This window comes from Pseudomonas sp. K2I15 (assembly GCF_002204795.1).
Taxonomy (GTDB): domain Bacteria; phylum Pseudomonadota; class Gammaproteobacteria; order Pseudomonadales; family Pseudomonadaceae; genus Aquipseudomonas.
The window spans coordinates 1-20,938 of the sequence record NZ_NIXO01000077.1 but is presented as its reverse complement, the minus strand read 5'-3'; the positions used below and the strand labels follow the sequence as shown (position 1 = coordinate 20,938).

General features: G+C 59.7%; 22 protein-coding genes. 10 read left to right on the top strand and 12 right to left on the bottom strand.

From position 1 onward, the window contains the following. The 8 genes from vgrG to tssB form a co-directional block, all read right to left on the bottom strand. The coding region (gene vgrG, locus CEC48_RS28100; protein ID WP_141099719.1) for a type VI secretion system Vgr family protein at positions 1 to 571 on the bottom strand (571 nt) is incomplete at its 3' end. Further along, positions 565 to 3,222, bottom strand: a complete 2,658-nt coding sequence (gene tssH / locus CEC48_RS28095; RefSeq protein WP_088426692.1) for a type VI secretion system ATPase TssH — start codon at positions 3,220 to 3,222, stop codon at positions 565 to 567. The genes vgrG and tssH, both read right to left, overlap by 7 nt. Positions 3,223 to 3,365: 143 nt before the next feature. Continuing rightward, positions 3,366 to 3,857, bottom strand: coding sequence for an Hcp family type VI secretion system effector (locus tag CEC48_RS28090; protein ID WP_088426691.1), 492 nt, complete (start codon positions 3,855 to 3,857; stop codon positions 3,366 to 3,368). A gap of 15 nt (positions 3,858 to 3,872) precedes the next feature. After that, positions 3,873 to 5,600 (bottom strand): OmpA family protein, encoded by a 1,728-nt coding sequence (locus tag CEC48_RS28085; RefSeq protein WP_088426690.1) that lies wholly within the window; start codon positions 5,598 to 5,600, stop codon positions 3,873 to 3,875. Between the two features lie 7 nt (positions 5,601 to 5,607). Then, entirely contained in the window at positions 5,608 to 6,288 is a 681-nt protein-coding gene (gene tssL / locus CEC48_RS28080; RefSeq protein ID WP_088426688.1) for a type VI secretion system protein TssL, short form, read from the bottom strand. Continuing rightward, positions 6,285 to 7,640 carry a type VI secretion system baseplate subunit TssK gene (tssK, locus tag CEC48_RS28075; RefSeq protein WP_088426686.1) on the bottom strand — a complete coding sequence of 452 codons (1,356 nt, stop codon included), beginning with the start codon at positions 7,638 to 7,640 and terminating at the stop codon, positions 6,285 to 6,287. The genes tssL and tssK overlap by 4 nt, the downstream gene beginning before the upstream one ends. Before the next feature lie 24 nt (positions 7,641 to 7,664). Next, on the bottom strand, positions 7,665 to 9,206 hold the full coding sequence (gene tssC / locus CEC48_RS28070; protein ID WP_088426684.1) for a type VI secretion system contractile sheath large subunit: 1,542 nt from the start codon (positions 9,204 to 9,206) through the stop codon (positions 7,665 to 7,667). Between the two features lie 35 nt (positions 9,207 to 9,241). Beyond that, a complete protein-coding gene (tssB, locus tag CEC48_RS28065; protein ID WP_088426683.1) occupies positions 9,242 to 9,745 on the bottom strand; it encodes a type VI secretion system contractile sheath small subunit in 504 nt (167 codons plus the stop codon). Positions 9,746 to 10,131: 386 nt separating this feature from the next. Between tssB and CEC48_RS28060 the strand changes: the two genes are divergently transcribed. From CEC48_RS28060 to CEC48_RS28050, 3 genes are all read left to right on the top strand, one after another. Beyond that, positions 10,132 to 11,160, top strand: a complete 1,029-nt coding sequence (locus CEC48_RS28060; protein ID WP_088426682.1) for a DNA topoisomerase IB — start codon at positions 10,132 to 10,134, stop codon at positions 11,158 to 11,160. Positions 11,161 to 11,304: 144 nt separating this feature from the next. Then, positions 11,305 to 12,939, top strand: coding sequence for an ABC-F family ATP-binding cassette domain-containing protein (locus tag CEC48_RS28055; RefSeq protein WP_088426681.1), 1,635 nt, complete (start codon positions 11,305 to 11,307; stop codon positions 12,937 to 12,939). Positions 12,940 to 13,020: 81 nt separating this feature from the next. Then, positions 13,021 to 13,725 (top strand): YoaK family protein, encoded by a 705-nt coding sequence (locus CEC48_RS28050; protein ID WP_088426680.1) that lies wholly within the window; start codon positions 13,021 to 13,023, stop codon positions 13,723 to 13,725. A 141-nt stretch (positions 13,726 to 13,866) separates the two neighbouring features. On the opposite strand, the gene CEC48_RS28045 is transcribed toward CEC48_RS28050, so the two are convergent. After that, the gene (locus CEC48_RS28045) at positions 13,867 to 14,220 is read right to left on the bottom strand and encodes a hypothetical protein (protein ID WP_088426678.1); all 354 of its coding nucleotides are present in this window, start codon (positions 14,218 to 14,220) and stop codon (positions 13,867 to 13,869) included. Positions 14,221 to 14,330: 110 nt separating this feature from the next. Here CEC48_RS28045 and CEC48_RS28040 point away from each other — a divergent pair, with 110 nt between their 5' ends. Further along, a complete protein-coding gene (locus CEC48_RS28040; protein WP_088426677.1) occupies positions 14,331 to 14,591 on the top strand; it encodes a hypothetical protein in 261 nt (86 codons plus the stop codon). 123 nt (positions 14,592 to 14,714) lie between these two features. On the opposite strand, the gene CEC48_RS28035 is transcribed toward CEC48_RS28040, so the two are convergent. The 3 genes from CEC48_RS28035 to CEC48_RS28025 all read right to left on the bottom strand — a co-directional run bounded on the left by CEC48_RS28035 (position 14,715) and on the right by CEC48_RS28025 (position 16,006). After that, positions 14,715 to 15,026 (bottom strand): AzlD domain-containing protein, encoded by a 312-nt coding sequence (locus CEC48_RS28035; protein WP_088426675.1) that lies wholly within the window; start codon positions 15,024 to 15,026, stop codon positions 14,715 to 14,717. Continuing rightward, positions 15,023 to 15,718: an AzlC family ABC transporter permease gene (locus tag CEC48_RS28030; protein WP_088426674.1), complete on the bottom strand. Its 696-nt coding sequence runs from the start codon at positions 15,716 to 15,718 to the stop codon at positions 15,023 to 15,025. The genes CEC48_RS28035 and CEC48_RS28030 overlap by 4 nt, the downstream gene beginning before the upstream one ends. 72 nt (positions 15,719 to 15,790) lie before the next feature. Then, positions 15,791 to 16,006 (bottom strand): hypothetical protein, encoded by a 216-nt coding sequence (locus tag CEC48_RS28025; RefSeq protein ID WP_003212603.1) that lies wholly within the window; start codon positions 16,004 to 16,006, stop codon positions 15,791 to 15,793. Positions 16,007 to 16,183: 177 nt separating this feature from the next. Here CEC48_RS28025 and CEC48_RS28020 point away from each other — a divergent pair, with 177 nt between their 5' ends. The 6 genes from CEC48_RS28020 to CEC48_RS27995 all read left to right on the top strand — a co-directional run bounded on the left by CEC48_RS28020 (position 16,184) and on the right by CEC48_RS27995 (position 20,644). Continuing rightward, positions 16,184 to 16,540 (top strand): metalloregulator ArsR/SmtB family transcription factor, encoded by a 357-nt coding sequence (locus tag CEC48_RS28020; RefSeq protein WP_088426673.1) that lies wholly within the window; start codon positions 16,184 to 16,186, stop codon positions 16,538 to 16,540. An 18-nt stretch (positions 16,541 to 16,558) separates the two neighbouring features. After that, complete coding sequence (locus CEC48_RS28015; protein ID WP_088426672.1) at positions 16,559 to 17,842, top strand: arsenic transporter; 1,284 nt, start codon at positions 16,559 to 16,561, stop codon at positions 17,840 to 17,842. Between the two features lie 13 nt (positions 17,843 to 17,855). Further along, complete coding sequence (locus tag CEC48_RS28010) at positions 17,856 to 18,326, top strand: arsenate reductase ArsC (RefSeq protein ID WP_088426671.1); 471 nt, start codon at positions 17,856 to 17,858, stop codon at positions 18,324 to 18,326. 12 nt (positions 18,327 to 18,338) lie between these two features. Further along, positions 18,339 to 19,019 carry an arsenical resistance protein ArsH gene (arsH, locus tag CEC48_RS28005; RefSeq protein WP_088426670.1) on the top strand — a complete coding sequence of 227 codons (681 nt, stop codon included), beginning with the start codon at positions 18,339 to 18,341 and terminating at the stop codon, positions 19,017 to 19,019. Positions 19,020 to 19,070: 51 nt separating this feature from the next. Beyond that, complete coding sequence (locus tag CEC48_RS28000) at positions 19,071 to 19,862, top strand: AraC family transcriptional regulator (protein WP_176438796.1); 792 nt, start codon at positions 19,071 to 19,073, stop codon at positions 19,860 to 19,862. Between the two features lie 170 nt (positions 19,863 to 20,032). Beyond that, positions 20,033 to 20,644: a LysE family transporter gene (locus CEC48_RS27995; RefSeq protein ID WP_088426668.1), complete on the top strand. Its 612-nt coding sequence runs from the start codon at positions 20,033 to 20,035 to the stop codon at positions 20,642 to 20,644. Positions 20,645 to 20,938 lie beyond the last annotated feature (294 nt).

Below are 20,938 nucleotides of genomic sequence, written 5' to 3'. Positions count from 1 at the left end.
AGCGGTACCAGATGCCCACATCGGCCAGCAGGCGGGAAATGAAGTCCAGATCGCTCTCGCCGTACTGCATGACCTGGTCGCGCTTGGGGTAGTCGCGCACCAGGTTGAAGAAGAAGTCCTGGCCTCTAAAATCGTGGCGGCTGCGCAGGATGCTTTCGACGATTTGCGGGACGGATTGGTGTTGGTAGATGCGGAATTGTTGGCCTCGACCCAGCAGGGCAAAGTGCGGTTCCAGGGTGATTTCGTAGCGGGCTTCATCAACGGAGCCCGACAGGCGTTTGAAGCCGGTGACGACGCCGTGAAGCGTGCGCAACGGGCTGGCAGCAGGCGGGATGAAGCCGCGCATCGGTGATTGCTGCGGTGCGCTGTACAAGCTGAAAGTGGCGTCCTGACCGAGCATTTTTTCTGCTGCGATATCACCTTCGGCGCTGGTGAACTCCACATGGTAGCTGAACAGTTCGCTCAGGCCCTCGGTGCCCTCGAAGGCAAGAACGTCGAGTAATGCATCAACATCGCGAACGGTGAGTTTATGGCGGCTGTGGTCGAAGAAACTGCGCAATTCGTTCAGCATGCTTGGGCCTCCATCGCAACGGCGGATACCGCGTCTTGGGCATCAATAAACTGCAGGACGACACCCTCCTCATCGCTGTAGCCGAGAGTCACGCTGCGAGTTTTCTGCCGGGCAGCCTGGCGTTGCAGCAACTGTTGGCTGAGTACCGGCAAGATCTGCTGGTTGAGCAGGCTGTCGATGTTGCGCGCGCCTGTGTCTGGTAGCAGGCATGCGGCAACCAGAGCCTCGTTGAGCGCGGTGTCGATCTGGCAATCCAGCCCGTAGTGGCGCCGCAAGCGCGTGGCCACCTGGGCAAGCTTGATTGCGACAATCTGCTGGAGAGCGTCGGCTAACAGCGGTCGGTAGATCAACGTCTGGAAACGTGCCAGCAGGGCCGGTTGAAAGTGTTCCCGCAGGATCGGGCGCAGCAACTCGTGCAAGGTGCTGTCCGGCGCGTCGGGAAACTCTTGCAGGCAAGCTTGCAGTTCATCGCTGCCAAGGTTGGAGGTCATGAGAATGACGGTGTTGCGAAAATCGATTTCCCGTCCTTCGCCATCGCGCATGCAGCCACGGTCGAAGACTTGGTAGAACAGGTTGAGGACGTCGCGGTGCGCCTTCTCCACTTCGTCGAGCAACACCACGCTGTAGGGGCGCTGGCGCACCGCTTCGGTGAGCACCCCGCCCTGGCCGTAACCGACGTAGCCGGGAGGCGAGCCTTTGAGTTGGCTGACGGTGTGGGCTTCCTGGTACTCCGAGAGGTTGATGGTGATCAGCGATTTTTCACCACCGAACAGCTTATCGGCCAGGGCCAGGGCGGTTTCGGTTTTACCGACGCCACTGGTGCCCACCAGCAGGAACACGCCCAACGGCGCTTTTTCATCCGTAAGGCCGGTCTTGGCGGCCCGCAGGCGTTGGGCCAAGGCGCCGAGTGCAGCGTCCTGGCCGATCACTTGTTCACCCAGTTGGTGTTCCAGTTCCAGCAGGTTGGCTTGTTCATCCTTGAGCAGGCTGCCCAAGGGCACACCGGTCCAGTCGGCGATGACCTCGGCTACGCTGCGGGCGTCGACGTCGAGCGACAGCAAGGGCTGGTTGCCCTGGATATTGCTCAACTGCTGCTGCAGTTGCAGGCAGGCGTTTGCTTGCGGAGGCTCTGCCTGACGGGCGTCGTGCAATTGTTGGGTAAGGTCGAGTTCGTAGCGGTATTGCGCCTCAAGCTCGACTTGCTGGCAGTGCAGTTCGCAGTGCTGCGCGGCGATGATCTCCAGGCGCTCATTCGCAAGGCAGCCGCTCAGTTGCTGGTCTTCTTCCAGAGCCTGGCGTTCCAGCACCAGAGCGGTTTTGCGCGCTTTGCAGCGCACCAACGCCTGGGGCTCGCAGTCGAGGCTCATGCGGACCCGGGCACTGGCTGTGTCGAGAAGGTCGATGGCTTTGTCGGGCAATTGGCGACCGGTCAAGTAACGCCGCGAGAGCGTGACCGCTGCCTGTACCGCCGCGTCCAGAATGTGCACGCCGTGGTGGCTGGCGTAGCGTGCCTTGAGGCCGCGCAGCATCAGGCAGGCGTTGGCGTCGTCGGGCTCGTCGACTTTGACCATCTGGAAACGTCGTTCCAGGGCCGCATCGCGTTCGAAATACTGTTTGTATTCGCTCCAGGTGGTGGCGGCAATCGTGCGTAACTCGCCACGCGCCAGGGCAGGTTTGAGTAGATTGGCCGCATCCGCCCCTCCGGCATGGTTTCCGGCGCCAATCAGTGTGTGGGCTTCATCGATAAACAGCAGCACCGGGTGAGGCGATTGCTGCACGGCGTCGATGACGTTTTTCAGGCGTTGCTCGAATTCGCCTTTTACACCCGCACCCGCTTGCAACAAGCCCAGGTCCAGAATGCGTACGCTGACCCGTTTGAGGCTGTCGGGGACGTTGCCCTCGACGATACGTAATGCAAGACCTTCAACCAGAGCGGTTTTACCCACCCCGGGCTCACCCACCAGAATCGGATTGTTTTTGCGCCGACGACTGAGAATATCGATGACCTGGCGAATCTCATCGTCGCGGCCGAACACCGGGTCGATCTGGCCTGCCCAGGCCTTGGCGGTAACGTCGTGGGTGAATTTATCCAGGATGACTTTCATGGCATCCGAGTTGTCGGTGCCGGATGAGGCTGGTACCTCGATGCGGTCCAGTTCGGCTTCTTGCTGTATTTGTGGGCGCTCTTCGGAGTGCTCGTCGAGCAGCTCAAACAAACGCTGTAACTGGGTATCGCTGATACTGAGTAGTGGCCAAGCGGCGTCACAGGCAAGCAAGCTGGGCGTCTCCAGCAGCGCGCCAAGCAGATGGGCCGAACGCAGCGTGTCGTTGTTGCCATCAAGCGAGGCGTGTAACCAGGCATTCTTGACCAGTTGCTGCAGTTTTGCGCACAACTGCGGCTTGCCTTGCACGCAGCGCGGAAGGGTCTCGAGGTGGTCGAGCAGGCCGCGCCAGAGTGCGTCCATATCCCATTCGTAGCGACGGGCAATAAAGGTCAGGTCGCCCTCGCCCTGCTCCAGCAACTTGAGCAGCCAATGCTCGATGCTGATCAATCCATGGGCGCGGCTCTGGCACAAGGTTGCCGCTGCACTCAGTGCCTGGGCGCAATACGGGTTGAGGCGGCGAAGCAAACGCGTGGAGTTCTGGGCCATCGGGTACATCCCTGTTCTGGGTTATCGGCGTTTCGTCAAAGGCTCATGCAGCGCGATGTATTTGGCTGAGCGCCCGCGAACGGACGCTCAACCCTGCACACCGCCAACCAGCAGGCACACAGATGCCGGCCGGTCCTTCGGCATCAGGCGCTTTGGCGTTCGTTCCAGGAGTCGGAGTGGATGATGTTGCCGTCTTTGTAGGTCCAGGTGACCTTCTCGTAGCGCAGCTCGATCTGCTCCAGGTGGTTGTGCTTTTCCTTGCTCGGGTCTTTGACGTCGTGCATTTTCGGCGCGACTTTCACGACCTTGACGTCCTCCAGTTTGGTGATGAAGTACTCGACTTCCTGGCCCGCATCATCGATGCGAAACCACTTGAACTCGGCACTCTTGAGCGTTTGCCCAGTGGTCACCGCCTTGTACAGGTAAGGGCTTGCGGCATCGATTTCCTTGGAAAACAGGAACGGGGTGTGAACCCGGGTGCCGGTCAGCTTGCCGGTGTTGTTGTCGGTGGGGATGTACAGGCTGTGGTCCTGGGCGATGACCTCAATGCTGCCTTCGCGCTTTTGTACGTCCACGGAGCCTTTGATTTCAGCACCGCCGTCATCTTGCAGCCATAGGTAAACGGGAATTGCCATGTGAAGCTCCTTTTCTCAGGGTTGTATGTCGCTGGTTGCGACAGAGGGTTTCCTGCCCGGCGCCGCAGGGGGGAGCGCACAGGCCCCCACTTCCGGCACCAGACGGATATCAACACGACGGTTGGCTGTACGCCCTTCCTCGGTTTCATTACTGGCCACTGGCTGGTTGGCGCCAAAACCCTGGACAGCGAAGCAGCTGTCAGGGATGTCACCCATGCGTTGCATCCAGTCACGTACCGAAGCGGCGCGTGCGCGGGATAACTCAAGGTTCTGCATGGGGCTGCCAGTAAGATCGGTGTGCCCGGCAATGACAATCAGCCAGCCAGGCTGTGCCTTGACATTGACCAGTGCGTTGATCAGCACCTTGGTCGAGCCCGACTTGAGCTCCGCGCTCCCGGTTCCGAACAGCGACAGGCTGTCCAGCCGCACAGGAGTAGAGATCTCGCCGGGCTTCGGGGCCTCGGGCGGTTGCCGGTGACCCTCGATGGTCGCCAGCAACGGCAGTCGTAGCCGCTCGCCGCGATACAGGCCCAGGCTCAACGCCAGCGGTTCGCCCTGCCGGTAGTAATCGTCCAGGCGCATACCAACCTGGCGCAGTACCGCCACGGCATCTTCACGCAGGACGAATTGGGGCTGGTCACGACGTTCAGCGGAGGGAACAGAGGTGTAGCGCCGCAGGTCATCACTGACTTGACGCAACAGCAGGTTGTTCTGCCAAGCCGAGCTGGCAAGGGCCACGACCCCGGCCACCGCGAACAACCACAACGCCGCGACACTAGTCCAAAGAAGCGGAGAGCCGCGGGTTTGGAGCGGTAGCAAATTCAGCAACGGGTCGGGAAACGGCAAGGATGTACCGGAGCCCGCTAGAGGCCGTCCTGCATCACTCAAGCCTGTCTTTGCGTGCACCCATTGTTGCCACAGGTTACCCATGATGCCCTGCGGCAGAACCGGCACCAGGGTGATCGCACAAGCCACTGGATGGTGGGTATTACGGGTCTCGAAGTGCGGGAGTAGTGTTTCCTTAAGCCACGCCGCGGCGCTGCTTATCTGTACGCCGGTGCATAGGCGTAAGGCGTAGGTTGCCCGATCGGCGGCGTGTTGCTGCCAGTCGACTAAGCTGACGCAAGCGCCGGCCTCACGGACGTAAGGGTTAGCTTGTCCCGACGCCCAACTGAACCAGGTACCCTCGCCTTCGGCACCTTGCAGGTAGCTCACCAGCATCAGCGGCAACGCAACACCGCGCTCGCGCACCAGGGTGATCTGATGACGGAAAGCACGCACCCGCCCGGCAAATTCTGCTGGGTCTGTGTGCTCCGAGGGGTTGGCGATAAACATTACGCTTATCTGGCCCGCCCAGTCCGGACGCAGGGCCTGGATGCTGGTGGCCACCACCACGAGTTGATCAAGGGCTGGCACACGCACATAACACCCCTGCGGGGTGGTGCGTAGGGTCAACTGCTCCGAAGGCACCACGCCAAAGAGCCCCGCCAACCCATCGCCGCAAACCAGCACCACGGGCTTGCAATAGGCGGGCGGTGGTAAGGCCGCATCGCCGGCCAACACCCGTTGGCGACCGTACCGTGCAAAACGAAGCCCCGTTCGTATCCAGGCTCGTATGACCAGCACTACAACGGTAAAAGCGACCGCTGCACGTACCCAGCCAGCAAACGGTACGACCAGCAACAGGGCCAAGACCAGCAATCCGGCCCACAGCCAGAGGCCTCGTGTCAGCTTGAGTGTCATCACGCCCTCACACCTGCACTGGTACAAGCGTGGCGATCAACTCGCCCAGCCAGTAGTCCAGTCCCCACCAGGCTCCGACCAGCAACAAGCTGGCCGCGATAACATGGCCCAGCGCTGAACGTACCCAGCACAAGTGATGTGCTCGGTGCGCGACGCTGTGCGTCGTCAATGCATGATCGAGTTGCAAAGGGCCGACCTGTGCATTCAGGGCCGCGAGCAATTGCTCGCGCTCAGGATCATTTACATCACGGTACCGCCCCTGAAAGCCGAGCATAAGAACCCGCTGGAATGCCGTCAGCACCAGCACATCAGGTGCGGGATGACGCAGGGCTTCGCCTATGTCTTCATACAAAAACTCACCAGCCTGATGGCGATTGAAGAACTTTGCCTGCAAGGGTTCACTGGCCCATTTGGCATGGGCATCGTCCTTGGCATAGCCGAGTGCCGTCTCATCCAGCAAGGCACACTGGGCGTAGCTGATCAGCTCAATGCTGCGCGCTCCAACGCCGGCGTCCTTGAGGCCTTGTCGAACCTGTTCGACCTGCATTGCGCTACGTCCAGGCAACTCGGGGCTGCTTTGCAGCGAAGCACCCTGGCGCAACTCTACGACCAGCAGGTAAGTGTCTTGCAACAACGCATCGACGTCATGCGCAGTGAAGGTGTGTTTTTTCAAGGCGTTAAGGTTCATGCGCGCAGTACCGCAAACAGTTCAAGGTTGACGTCCGGAAAGGTGCTGGGTACGTACAAGGCACAAGTCCCTTCCGCCAGCATCGATTGCCCCTTGGCACTGCCAAGATCAAGGGCGAAGTACTGGTTTTCGAGGCGTAGCGGAATGGCCGCCGGTACGTGACTGAGGGGCTGCAACGGAACACCATCAAGCGCAGCGTTGACCAGGCGATTAACGTCATCTGGTGTTCCCACTTTGCACAATCGCGGAAACTGGCTTTGCAGTTGTGCCGCTGGCATACGGCAACGCACCGAGAGATAAAAGTCTGCACCGTCCCGCTCACGCAGACGCGCATCGTTGAGCGTGACTTGCCAGCGGTTGGCGCCGACTTCCAGCAGTACAAGAGCAATGACCCGCGATGGCAGGCTGGCTTCGAGCAAGCTGGAGATGGTGCGCATCAAAGGAGGAAATATGCTTTCCAGTGCTTCATGCCGGTAGGCGGGGATCTTGTCGATATCGTGTTCAAGGGAAAACGTCAGCAGACTGCCGGCTAACTTGACCAGTTCCAGGTACACCTGCTCAGGGTGCCTTGCAGGGTTTGCCATGAGGTCGGCCAGTACCGGCTGATAGGTGTTCAATGCGTTGAGCAACCAGAACAGCGAGACGTCGGCTACAGCAAAATCGGCCATACGCTGGTTGCTCTCACGGCGCATGCCCATCAGCCGTTGACGCTTGGCTGCCAACTGGGTCAACAGGTTATCCAGTTGGGTCAGCAGCCCTGAATGGGCTGAGAAACTAAGCAACGGCGGTACGTAATCAGGATCGATACTCCAGGCACCCTGCCCGTCACGCACTATGTGTGCGACCGGGCACGTCAGATAATCGGCGTTATCATCGTCAGCCAGGCGCAGGGTCAGCACGTTCTCCAGCACACCGATGGATTGCACCTCGTCTGCGTAGACATCCTGCACTTGCCGCCAATCCTGGCGATAACGCGTCGGTCGATCAGCCTTCGCGCCTTCGAACAAACAGTTGTTGCCATTCCCTTGCTCCAACGGCAACGCCAACAGCAGCGTAGCGCCCCGAGCATCGTCGGAGAGTCGGTGGGCTAACTCCAGGGCGGGAGGCAACCGATCTACGTGGTCGGTATCAACCAACGTGCCATCGGGCATACGCACACGCAGTAGGGTTGCCTTCAGCTTACCCAGGCGCAACGCTTGCGCGTCGAACGCAACCCCCAGGACACCCCAGGGGTTCACCAGCGACAAATGGGCCAGTTGCTCATTAGTCCAAGCTTCCCAGCGCGCTTGCTGCTGGAATTGTTGCGGAGACAGCAACGCCCCCGCAGCCCACAGGGGGCGGTCGATCTTCATCACATCATTTCCCTGTGAGGTGGCTTAGGCTTTTGCCTTGGGCATCTGCGAAACCAGCGACAAATTGACGTCCATGCCTTCGACTTGGAAGTGCGGTATCGCGTACAGCTTGACGCGGAAGAAACCGGGGTTATCGTCGATGTCTTCTACCGTCACCTTGGCGTCGCGCAATGGGTGGGAGGCTTGGAGGTCGTCACCCGGATCGGTCATTTCGGTGACGAGCCCGCCAACCCACTTGTTCAGCTCCAGCTCCAGTAAACGGCGATCCTTGGTGGTCCCGATGTTTTCGCGCTGGATCAGCTTCAGGTAGTGGGCGATGCGCGACAGCAGGAAGATGTACGGAAGGCGCGCGTTGATTCGGCTGTTGGCAGTGGCGTCAGCAGTGTCATACAGCGCCGGTTTTTGGGCCGAGTTGGCCGAGAAGAAACACGCATAGTCGCGGTTCTTGTAGTACGAAAGGGGGATGAAACCGAGATTAGCGAATTCAAATTCGCGGGTTTCCGGAATCATCACTTCAGAAGGGATTTTTACCTGATTGCCAGTGCCCAGGTCGTACAGGTGAATCGGCAACTCAGTCACCGCACCACCCGATTGCGGGCCGCGAATCTGCACGCACCAACCATTGGCGATAAAGCTTTTCACCATGTTTGCGGCGAAGGCGAACGAAGCGTTAGTCCACAGGTACTTTTCGTGGTCCGGACCCTTCACGCTTTCAATGTAGTTGAAGCTGCGGACCGGAACGGTGTCCGGACCATAAGGCAGGCGACCCAGTACACGGGGCATCAGCAAGCCGATATAACGGGAGTCGTCGCTCTCGCGGAACGCCTTCCACTTGATGTACTCGGCACGATCAAAGTAGTTGCCGATATCCTTGATGGCGGCGACTTCCTCCATCGAATTCTTGCCAAAAAAAGCCGGCCCGACCGAGCCAATGAACGGCATGTGAGCCGCCGCGGCCACTTTGGAAATATTGCGTAACAGGGCTATGTCCTGCGGGCTACGGCTGAATTCATAGTTCGAAATGGCCGCCGCAATCGGCTCGCCACCTGGGGTGTCGTATTCCTGTGTGTAGGTGTGCAAATACAGGCCGCTTTGAGCGATTTCAGGCGCATCTTCGAAGTCTTGTACCAAGTGATCCTTACTGATATCCAACAGTTCGACACGCACGTTTTGGCGAAAATCGGTTTGATCTATCAGTGATTTTACGCCACGCCAAGTTGACTCTACGCATTGAAAATCAGGGTGATGCATGACGGCATCAAGTTGGCGACTGATCTGCGCATCCAGGGAAGCAATGTGTTCGTCCAGCAGCACTTTATCCAAGCGCTCTACTTTATGAGACGACTGTTTCAGCAGTCCCAAAAATACACTAACGGCCGCAGTTACCCGCTCATCAGCAGATGCCTCGGACAACGCTTCCGAGTTTTGAAACACCTCAATTCCGCCCAACTCCGCAACCGGACTCAGGTTGATTTTTTCGAACAAATTTCCATAAACGCTTTGATTACTGCCTACATGATAGGTGCTAGCCAGCTGCGACTCTTTAGATGATTGTTCCAGGGACATAATATGTAACTTCCTTATTTGCGAGACAAGAACAATTAACGATCTTCTCGAGGAGCCAGGGCGGCCAATTCAGCTCGCAGCTCGTCACTCAGTGCGTCATCCTTAAGGATGCGTTCCAGCTCATGACGAAAGGTGGCGTTATCCAACAGGTTGGACTTGAGGTCGCGCAGCAGATTGCGCATTGCCAACAGGGCTCGCAGTTGCGGAATTTGGCGCGCGACCTGCTCAGGCTCAAAGTCCTTCATGCTCTGGAAATTCAGTTCGACGCACGTGTCAGACACATCGTCGGACAAGGTGTCATTGACTGCGAACTTCAGACTAGGCGAGAACTCACCCAGCACGCTGTCAAAGTTGTTTTTATTGATGTCAACCTTGCCTCGCTCAGAGAGCGGGCGTTGCTCTTTACCATTGCTGTAGTCACCCATAACCATCAGCTTTAGCGGTAACTCGACTTTCTTTTGAGCACCACCGGTATGCAGGTCAAGCTTGATATTGACTCGCGCCTTGGGCACCTCGTTCTGAAAACTATTTGTGGCCATAACCTCTCCCTTCCAGACAACTTTAGTGACAGCAAATGCTGGCGTAAAATCAAGACTGGAATTTATACATCCTGCTGATTCGATAAACAGCCCACCAACCGGAGTACATAAATTCCTTTTCAGAACTCATGAAGCGTTTACAAGAATCGCGTTCAGTTCCATCACCATTAGAATGAATTATTTCAAATGTTGTTTACCAGCCCCAACATGATGCCAGGGAACTTTCGGCGACCTACTTGGGAACCTTCCTACAGTCAGCTTTTTGGCAAGAAGGTACTGCTCTATCTTGATCGCCGAGTAATTGATTGAAATGTTGGACCTGAATCCATTGGCACCACCGCAAAACCCTGCGGTCAATCAGAAATACCTGCCAAGGAATTTGCGCCATGCCCGATCCTGCGTTGCTTGCCGACCTCCCCCGCGACCTGCATTACGTCGATGACACCCAGCCTGGCATCGCCCGGAAAAAGCTGCGGGGCAAGTTCCAGTACTTCAAGGCCGACGGCACACGCATCACGGATGCGGACGAGATCAAACGCATCAACGCACTCGCGGTCCCTCCGGCTTACACCGATGTGTGGATCTGCGCCGACCCGCGCGGCCATCTGCAAGCCACCGGCCTTGATGCCCGGGGGCGCAAGCAGTACCGTTATCACCCGCGCTGGCGCGAAGTGCGCGACACCGACAAATATTCCCGGCTGCAGCAGTTCGGCAGCGCGCTGCCCAAGTTGCGCAAGCAACTGGAAGAGCAGATCGCCGCTCCCGGGTTTAATCGGGAAAAGGTCCTGGCCACGGTGGTGCTGTTACTCGACGCCACGTTGATCCGCGTCGGCAACACCCGGTACGCCCGGGACAATCGCTCCTACGGCCTGACCACCCTGCGCACCCGCCATGTCGACATCAAGGGCAGCGAGATCCTGTTCCAGTTTCGTGGCAAGAGCGGCATCGAACACCAGATCACCGTCAAGGACCGGCGCTTGGCTACGGTGATCAAGCGCTGCCTGGAGCTGCCGGGGCAGAATCTGTTCCAGTACCTGGACGAGAACGGTGAGCGCCACACGGTCAGCTCCACCGACGTGAATGCCTACCTGCATACCCTCACCGGCGCGGATTTTACTGCCAAGGACTATCGCACCTGGGCCGGCACTGCACTGGCGTTGGCGGTGTTGCGCGAGCTTGAATGGCAGCCGGAATCCGACGCCAGGAAGCATGTGGTGGAGATGGTCAAGAACGTTGCCAAACAGTTGGGCAACACCCCGGCGGTGTGCCGCAAGTGCTATATCCACCCGGCCGTGCTGGAGCATTTCAGCCTCGGCGAGCTGGCGAAACTGCCCAAACCGCGGGTGCGTAAAGGCTTGAAAGCCGAAGAAGTGGGGCTGGCGATGTTCCTGGAGCAACTGGCCGAACGCTTGTAGGAAAAATCCAAAGTGCGTTACCCTGCCCGTCCTTTCTGATCCCGGGATGACCGCTGACGTGAACCACTAAGCCTTCCAACGTGTAAACGCAACGAGCCGCCTGGCGCGCTTGTTGGCTTGTGCCACATTGTTTTGGAGGTGCTGATGACTGACGTCAAACGGCTGCCTGTACTCGTTTCCCTGCAACATGTGTGTTTGCAGTTCGCCAATGGCGAAACCCCGCTGGACGACCTGAACCTGTCTTTCGATCGCACGCCCACCGGAATTGTAGGGCGTAATGGCGCGGGCAAAAGTGTGCTCGCCAAATTGATCGCAGGCAGGCTGGCCCCCTCTTCCGGCACGCTTGAGACCTGCGCCAGGCTCGCTTATGTCCCACAAGCCTTGAGCCTTTTTCCCGGCCAAACAGTCGCGCAAACCACCGGCACCGCCGAGGTATTGGACGCCCTGAACCGGCTGGCCCGTGGTGAAGCACACACCGATGACCTGGAATTGATCGATGACCGTTGGGACTTGGCCGAACGTTTGCGCAAGGCGTTGGACACGGCGGGCTTACAGCAAATCGGCTTCGACGACCGCGCCGATCAGTTAAGTGGCGGCCAATTGGCCCGCCTGGCGGTGATCGGAGCGCTGCTGGCCAACCCCCAACTGCTGATTCTCGACGAACCCACCAATCACCTCGACCGCCAAGGCCGCGACTGGCTGCTGGCCATTCTGGGTGACTGGCGTGGCGGGTTGATCGTGGTCAGTCATGACCGGCAACTGCTCAACTGCATGCAGCGAATCGTTGAGCTGTCTCCCCTGGGCACCAACGTCTACGGCGGTAACTACGCGGCTTTTCACGCTCAGCGTGAAACCGAACACCACGCCACCCAGGCCACACTCGAACACGCGCGCCTTGCCCGCAGCCGCGAACGCAAGCGCCTGAAGCAAAGCAACGATGACATCCAGCGCCATGCCGCCCGCTCCCGCAAGCACGCCGAAACCGCAAACGTCGACCGGTTCACCAAGGCCCGCTGGAAAGGCGCCGCCACCGAAATCGTCAATACCGTGCGCAGCGCTCACCAGCAACACAAGGATGAGTTGGATGAGCGCGTGCGCAAAGCCTATGAACAGGTGGTGGATGAAACGCCAACGCTGCTGGCATTGCCCGGCACCGCATTGCCCTGCGGTCGCCAGGTGCTGACCCTGGAGCACGCACAATTGCCCTGGCTTAATCCGCAGCTGCCCAGCACCTACCTCAGCGCCAATCTTATGGGGCCGATACGGGTGGCGGTCCACGGGCCTAATGGTTGCGGCAAGTCCACCTTGCTCAAACTGCTGGCGGGTCAATTGCAGCCGGTCAGCGGCGAATGCACGGTGCATGTGCCGACGGCCTATATCGACCAACACCTGGCGCTGCTGGACGACCAGCGCTCGATCGTCGAACAGCTGAACCTGCTCGATTCTCCACTGACCGAGGGCGAACTGCGCACGCGCCTGGCGTTGCTGCAACTGGATGCCTTGCGAGTCACGCAACCCGTGGCGCGACTCAGCGGCGGCGAGCGCCTTAAGGCCGCCATGGCGATTGCCTTGTGGCGCAAAACGCCGGCGCAGTTGCTGCTGTTGGACGAACCGACCAACCATCTGGACCTGCAATCGGTGATCGCCTTTGAAGAGGCATTGCAGGGTTTTACCGGGGCGATAGTCGCGGTGTCCCACGACGCCGCATTTCTCGCCGCACTCAAGCCTAGCCACACGCTGACATGGCGCGCGGAGGGCTGGCGCCTGGAACCGGCGTGAAAGGCCTGCGCCAAGTCATTGCAGTGGGAAGCAAAGCGCCCTACGGTAGTGGCCGGATAATCTCACCCTGGAACCCGGCCAATGCTGCCTTCATCCCTGAAGCCCTACACCAACGCCGCTTTGTTGCATCGCCACAAATGGCGCGGGCGTGTCGGGTTGATGCTGGTGGCCAGCCTTTCCGTGCTGGCGGGGATGACCGACGCCATTGGTTTCATGGCCAGCGGGGATTTTGTCTCGTTCATGAGCGGCAACACCACGCGCCTCGCCGTGGCGATCAGCGAAGGTGACCTGGGCCTGACTGGTCGTTTGACGCTGTTGGTGGCGACCTTTATCGCTGGTAACGCGCTGGGCGTGATGGTCAGCCGTGTCAGCCGGCGCCACGCCCTGCCCTTGTTACTGTGCATCGCCACCCTGCTGTGCGGGGCCGCCGCGTGGCCGTTCGCTGATCAATTGCCGGCATTGCTGGCGGCGATCATTGCCATGGGCATGCTGAATGCGGCGGTCGAAGAGGTGAATGGTTTGCCGGTGGGGCTCACCTACGTCACCGGCGCGTTGTCGCGCTTTGGCCGCGGGCTGGGCCGCTGGATGCTCGGTGAACGGCGCAACGGCTGGCGCGTGCAACTGATCCCCTGGGCCGGGATGTTTGCCGGTGCAGTGATCGGGGCGTTGCTGGAACATCACATGGGAATACGTGCGCTGCTGATCAGCGGCTTGCTGTCGGCGCTGTTGGGGTTGGTGTCGCTGAAAATTCCGCGGCGCTGGCACCTGGGGTATATGCCACGCTAGAAAAGAGTTGCCCTCCCGACGCTCCGGCCTCGACGTCCATGTACCGGTAAAGAGCCGTCACGCCGGGTGAGCACAAGAATTCTAAGACAATGCCCGCGAGGCTGTCCGCAGGGCATTTCTGAATTTTTCTAACGCAATGGATTACAGACAAGTCGCCAGTGCGGCGAGGCGGCGCTTGGCCGGATAGTCATCCTGGGCAGCGTAATAGTTGACGCTGGCGCCAGCGCCTGCACTGCGCACGTCGACAAAGTAATCACCCGCAGTGGTGTAGATGGTGAAGCCACCGGCCTGTGCAGGCTCCATGAAGCCACCGGCATCCACCCCGAACACCGCCTCATCCTGCCAGCCGAACTGGATGCACTGGGCAACCACCAGCGGTGCCTTGTCGGAGGCCAGAGTTTTGTACGGCGTACCGCTACGCGCCTCTTTCATCTTCGAGCCCGCGCAACCGGCCAGCGATGCCAGTACCAAAGCGCCAATTACCACCATCCGCATACCGAAGCTTCCTTGGAAAAAAACGCGACTGTACCATTAGCAGGCGACACCGAATGATTATTGCGTCACCCTGCCGCCTACTTACGAACCCGCTTTTACCCGGAAACCCCATGACACCCAACGCCGAGCGCTACAACCCCTCCACCGACTACGCCGACAAGCTGATCAGCCGCATCGGCCAAACGCCTTCGTGGATCGCCAAACGTATCGGCGTGACCGACAAGCGCATCCGCTACATCCTCGACGGTGAGCGCACCGTGAAGGGCGAAAGCACCCCGATCCAGATGACCTACACCGAGCAATTTGCCCTGGAATGCCTGGCAGCGGAGGCGAAGGCCAACAAGAAGCCTGCCGCCCCGGTTGCCGAATAGCTGACAGAATCATGAACTTTGTTTCACTGTGAAGGGAGACCTGACCGCCTATAGTCAGCAGGCTCATTTTTAAGAAGTCTCCCTTCTAGCTCGCCCTCCCGCGGGCTTTTTTTTGCCTGCTTTTCAGAGCAACCAGCGAAACAGATAGAACAGCGCCATGCTCAACAGCACGGTAATTAACACGCTGCGGGTCCAGAACATCAGCGCCACGGCACTTATTCCGGCCAACAGGTAAGGGTTGCTCACGCTCAGGTTGAGCTTGTGGTCGGCAAGGAAAATGATCGGGCCGCAGATCGCGGTGAGCATCCCCGGCACGGCAAAGCCCAGAAACTCCCGTGCCCCGCGATTGAGGCGCACCGGCAGGCGCGGCTCGATAAACAGGTAGCGGTTGAGAAACACGATCAGGCCCATGCCAAAAATCATCACGAAGATCATTGCTGCCCTACTCCCAGCCGCTTGCAGGCAAACCCCGCGCTCATCCCCAAGACACCGGACACTACCACCGCCGACTCCCAATGCAAGTAACTCAGCCATACCGAACAGAGCAATGACACAGCGACGCAGACGATGGTCGGCACGTCGCGCACCACAGGGGTGATCAGGGCGATGAAGGTGGCGGCAATCGAGAATTCCAGGCCTAGCTGGTCCAGCCCGGGAATGCTTTTGCCGAGCACGATGCCGGCGAAGGTGAACACGTTCCAGATGATATAGAACGTCAGGCCGACGCCCAGGGCGTACCAGCGGTTGAAGGTCTGGCGGTCATATTGGCTGACCAGGGCGAAGAACTCGTCGGTCAGCAAAAAGCCCAGGCTCATGCGCCACCGAGCCTTGAGCGGCGACAACGTGGGGCGCATGTGCATGCCGTAGAGCAAATGCTGGGAGGTCAGCAGCAAAGTGGTCAACAGGATCGAAATCAGGCTGGCACCGCTCTTGACCATGCCGATGGCCACCAGTTGCGCAGCACCGGCAAACACGATAGTCGACAGCCCTTGGGCTTCCAGCGGCGTGAACTGGGCATCAATTGCCGTGGAACCGGCCAGCAACCCCCAAGGCGCACACGCAAGGGACAACGGAATGATCGCAATCGCGCCACGGGAAAAAGCGTTTAGAGGCAGAGCGTTAGGCATACACAACAGGCTCATCGACAGTCAGTCGACAAGCATGCCAGCGGTATCAGGGATTGTCTTGAACGATCGTGCTCAAGCCAGTTTGACCGACACCCGCTCCACCGCATCCCGGGCTTCGCGCAGTTCATGGGCGTCCTGGTTAAGCCGGTGGATGGTATTAAGCAGGCGCTGGCGCAGCACTTCATCGCTGAGCTTTTCGACGGCGCGCATCAGGTCAAAGGCCGCGGTTTCGTTATTGTCCGCGACGGAATCGAGGGTCTTGCGCAGGTTGCGAGTGGCACGGGTCACACGTTTTCTTCCTTCATCACCAATGGGCAGGCACTTTAGGACATTTGTGTTTCAGTTTAATTTCAACCACTTGTCGTCGATTATCGGGGCGTTGATGCCGATCAATCGAAACAGGGTTTGACCGATACATATGGAAATACGTATATTCGTATTTCCATATGTATCAAGGCACTGACCATGTCAGATCTCTTCTCCCCGCCGAACGTCTTCAAGTGCCTGGCCGATGCCACCCGCGCGCGGTTGACGTTGTTAATCCTGCGCGAAGGCGAACTTTGCGTGTGCGAGTTGATCCATGCTTTGGACGACAGCCAGCCGAAAATTTCCCGCCACCTGGCGCAACTGCGCAGTTGCGGGTTGTTGCTGGACCGTCGCCAGGGCCAGTGGATTTACTACCGCCTCAACCCGGCCTTGCCTGAGTGGGTGACGGCGGTGCTCGACACTACCCTGCAAGCCAACCAAGCCTGGTTAAAAACAGACGCCCAGCGTCTGGACACCATGGGCGACCGACCACAACGGGCCAGCGCCTGCTGCTGATCCTTCGGAGAGCTTTTCATGCTTGTTGCCGTTGCTATCTTTCTGTTCACCATCATCCTGGTCATCTGGCAGCCCAAGGGCCTGGGTGTGGGCTGGAGCGCCACGATGGGCGCGATCCTGGCTTTGGCGTGTGGCGTTATCAGCCTGGCTGACATTCCGGTGGTGTGGCACATCATCTGGAACGCTACCGGGACGTTCGTCGCGCTGATCATCATCAGCCTGCTGCTGGATGAGGCGGGCTTTTTTGCCTGGGCCGCCTTGCATGTGGCGCGCTGGGGCCGTGGGCGCGGTCGGCGGTTGTTCGCCTATATGGTGCTGCTCGGCGCGCTGGTGTCGGCCTTGTTCGCCAACGACGGCGCGGCGTTGATCCTCACGCCCATCGTGATGTCGATGCTGCTGGCGCTGCGCTTCTCCCCGGCCGCGACCCTGGCGTTTGTCATGGGCGCCGGGTTTATCGCCGACACCGCGAGCCTGCCGCTGGTGGTCTCCAACCTGGTAAACATCGTGTCGGCGGACTACTTCAAGATCGGCTTCAACGAATACGCCGCCGTGATGGTGCCGGTGAACCTGGTGAGCGTCGCCGCGACCCTCGCCGTATTGCTGTGGTTTTTCCGCCGCGACATTCCGCAAACCTACGACCCGGCCGACCTCGACGACCCCGCCAGTGCGATCCACGACCGCGCCACCTTTCTTGCCGGTTGGTGGGTGCTGGGCATCCTGCTGGTGGGCTGTTTTGCCCTGGAACCGCTGGGCATTCCCATCAGCGCGATTTCCGCCGCCTGCGCCACCTTGCTGCTGGTAATCGCCGCCAAGGGCCACAAGATTTCCACCCGCAAGGTGCTGAAGGAAGCGCCGTGGCAGATCGTGATTTTCTCCCTGGGCATGTACCTGGTGGTATACGGCCTGCGTAACGCCGGGCTGACCAACTACCTCGCGACCTGGCTCGACACCTTCGCCAGCTATGGCGTGTGGGGCGCAGCATTGGGCACCGGCGTACTCACCGCCCTGCTGTCTTCAGCGATGAACAACCTGCCAACCGTGCTGATCGGCGCGCTCTCCATCGAGGCCAGCCATGCGGTCGGCGTGGTCAAGGACGCGATGATCTACGCCAACGTGATCGGCAGCGACCTCGGCCCCAAAATCACCCCTATCGGCAGCCTGGCCACTTTGCTCTGGCTGCATATCCTGGCGCGCAAAGGCATCACCATCACCTGGGGTTACTACTTCAAGGTCGGCATTGTGCTGACCCTGCCGGTGCTGCTGATCACCCTCGCCGCCCTCGCCCTGCGCCTGAGTTTCTGACGGAGTCTGTTTAATGAAAGTCCTGTTCATGTGCACCGCCAACAGTTGCCGCAGCATCCTCTCGCAAGCGTTGTTCAATCACCTGGCGCCAGAAGGTTTCCAGGCCATCAGCTCCGGCAGTTTTCCCAAGGGTCAGGTGCTGCCCCGCAGCCTCACCACGCTGAAGGCCGCCGGCATCAGCACCGAGGGGTTGTACAGCAAGGGCAACGACGCCTTTGAAGGCAGCCCGCCGGACATCGTCATCACCGTGTGCGACAAGGCAGCCGGGGAAGCCTGCCCGGTGTATTTCGGGCCGGCGCTGAAGGCGCATTGGGGGTTGGAAGATCCGTCGGATGTTCAGGGAGATGAAGCTCAGGTTGACGCCGCGTTTCACGCCACCCTGGCAATCATTGAACGCCGCTGCCGGGCTTTTTTCGAGATCCCGTTTGCCAGCCTGAATCCTGTCGAACTCAAGGCCGAGCTGGATCGCATCGCTGCGCTGTAACCGGAGAGCCTGATGAGTACCCCGCCCAATCTGAACTGCACACTGTCCACGCCTCAACGGCTTGAACAACCGCCGCGTATCCTGCTGCTTTACGGTTCAACCCGCCCGCGCTCTTTCAGCCGCCTGCTGGTGGAAGAAGCCGCGCGGCTGTTGCAGCACTTTGGCGCCGAGACGCGCATCTTCAACCCGTCAGGTTTACCGCTGCCGGACGATGCCCCAGGCGACCACCCCAAGGTCCAGGAACTGCTGGAGCTGATGCAGTGGTCTGAAGGCCAGGTGTGGTGTTCGCCGGAGCGGCACGGCTCGATGTCGGCGGTGTTCAAGGCGCAACTCGACTGGGTGCCCCTGGCCCTCGGCGCGGTGCGCCCGACCCAGGGCAAAACCCTGGCAGTGATGCAGGTATCCGGCGGCTCGCAGTCCTTCAACACCGTCAACCAACTGCGGGTGCTGGGACGCTGGATGCGCATGTTCACCATCCCCAATCAATCGTCGGTGCCCAAGGCCTTTATGGAATTCGACGATCAAGACCGCATGAAGCCATCGGCACTCTACGACCGCGTGGTGGATGTGATGGAAGAACTGGTGAAATTCACCCTGCTGCTGCGTGATCGCCCGGATCTGGTCGACCGTTATTCGGAGCGCAAGGAGAGTAGCGAAGAGCTGTCGAAACGGGTTAATCAACGGTCGATCTGAAGCCCTTTTCCGGCGTATGCTCGCGGGCAACCGTCACAACGAGCCACCTCAATGAGTTCCATGCAGCACGCCTGGCTGGGCAACTACGAAGTCAGCAGCACCTCCTGCACCGGCCTCACGTTTGCCCGCCACAGCCACGATGAATGCGTGATCGGCGTCAACCTGCTCGGCGAGGAACAGGTGTGGCTGGACCGCCGCACATTCGAGGCCGGCCCCGGCAGCATCACCCTGTACAACCCCGGGCAGATTCAGGGCGGCGGCGCGGCCGAGGGGCAGCCGTGGCGGTTTGTCAGCCTGTATGCGGGTGCCGACCAATTGGCGGCAGACCTGGGCCTGGCGCACCTGGAGTTTGACCGTTCGCTGTGCTTCCAACCGGAACTGGCGATGAAACTGGCGGGTGCGATTGAAGGCTCATTGAGTGCTGATCCGACCGTCCGGGAGCTCAGTGAAGAAGCCTTGGTGGTGCTGCTGGGTGAGGTGGTCAGTTGTAGCGGAGTGCGCCTGCCCGGTAGCGCCGCAGTCGGGCGCGGCCTGGTGATCAAGGCCCAGGAGTTGCTGGCGGAAAACCTGCATCAGGCCGTGGCACTCGATACCCTCAGTGACGAGTTGGGTTTGTCGAAATTCCATCTGCTGCGGGCCTTTCAGAAAGAAACCGGACTGAGCCCGCGCCAGTGGGCGATGCAACTGCGCACCCGGCGCGCCAAGGGGCTGTTGCGCTCAGGCGTTGCGGCGTCGCAGGTTGCCCACGCCTTGGGGTTTGCTGACCAGAGCCATCTGAATCGGCATTTCCGTGCGGCTTATGGCATCACGCCGGGGCGCTATCAAAGCGTGCTCAAGGGTTGAAAAGCGCAATCTGGTTCAAGACGACTTAGGCACCCTCCCCCAAACTACCGGCGTTCACTGTAGGAGCCAGCTTGCTTGCGAAGGTCGTTAACGATGACGCGGGAAACCTGGCGCTCTGCGGTGTCTGTGAGTTCTTCGCGAGCAAACTCGCTCCTGCATTGGTATTGGGCATGTTGACGATCTTTTTTTCGGCGCTGGTGTTTGGTTTTGTGTTTTGCCTGTCTCCGGGGGCGGTGCTGGCGCAAACCCTGCGCCGTGGGCTGTTGCATGGGTTTACGCCTGCGCTGCTGGTGCAGCTCGGCTCGCTGGTGGGTGATGCGGTGTGGGCGGTGATTGGGCTGACGGGCATGGCGTTGTTGATCCAGCATGAATCGGTGCGGGTGCCGCTGACGGCGGTGTGCGGGTTGTATCTGGCCTGGCTTGGGGTTCGCAGCTTGATGGATGCCTGGCGCTTGCCCGAGGCCGAGAGTGCGCCGGCAAGGTCGGGGCAGAATGCTCTTTTGGTGGGGGCGGCCATTTCCTTGGCTAATCCGAAGAACATTGTGTATTGGGGGGCGCTGGGCAGTGCGTTGTCGGGGATTGTTGGGGCCACGCCAAGCCATGGGCAGACGTTGATGTTTTTTGCGGGGTTTATGGTGGCGTCGGTTTTGTCGTGTTTTCTGATTGCGGGGTTGGTCAATTTGTTGCGCCAGAATGCGTCGCCTACGTGGCAGAGGGTTAGCTATGGTGCTTGTGGGGTGGTGCTGGTGTATCTGGCGATCCTGGCGTTGCGTGCGATTTGAGAGTGCGCTTCCAAAGTGGGTACATATCCGTTGCTGCGGTAACGGCGGCTTAGGGTTCCGCTCTTACAGCGGGTCACTTTTGAAAAGCGCAAAAGTAACCAAAACGCTCTGCCCCGCCTGTCGGCGCCTCGCTTAGGCTCGGCGTGCCCTCACTCCGGCATTGCTCCGCGGGCCGCCGCGACGGCCCGTCCCTGGCCCGTCGCGGCTAAACCGGCGTCCTGCCGGTTTACCCGCTCCTCAATACCTGCGTTCGGCCTCGGGCTGAATGGGGCAGTCAGATCAAGATCAACAGCA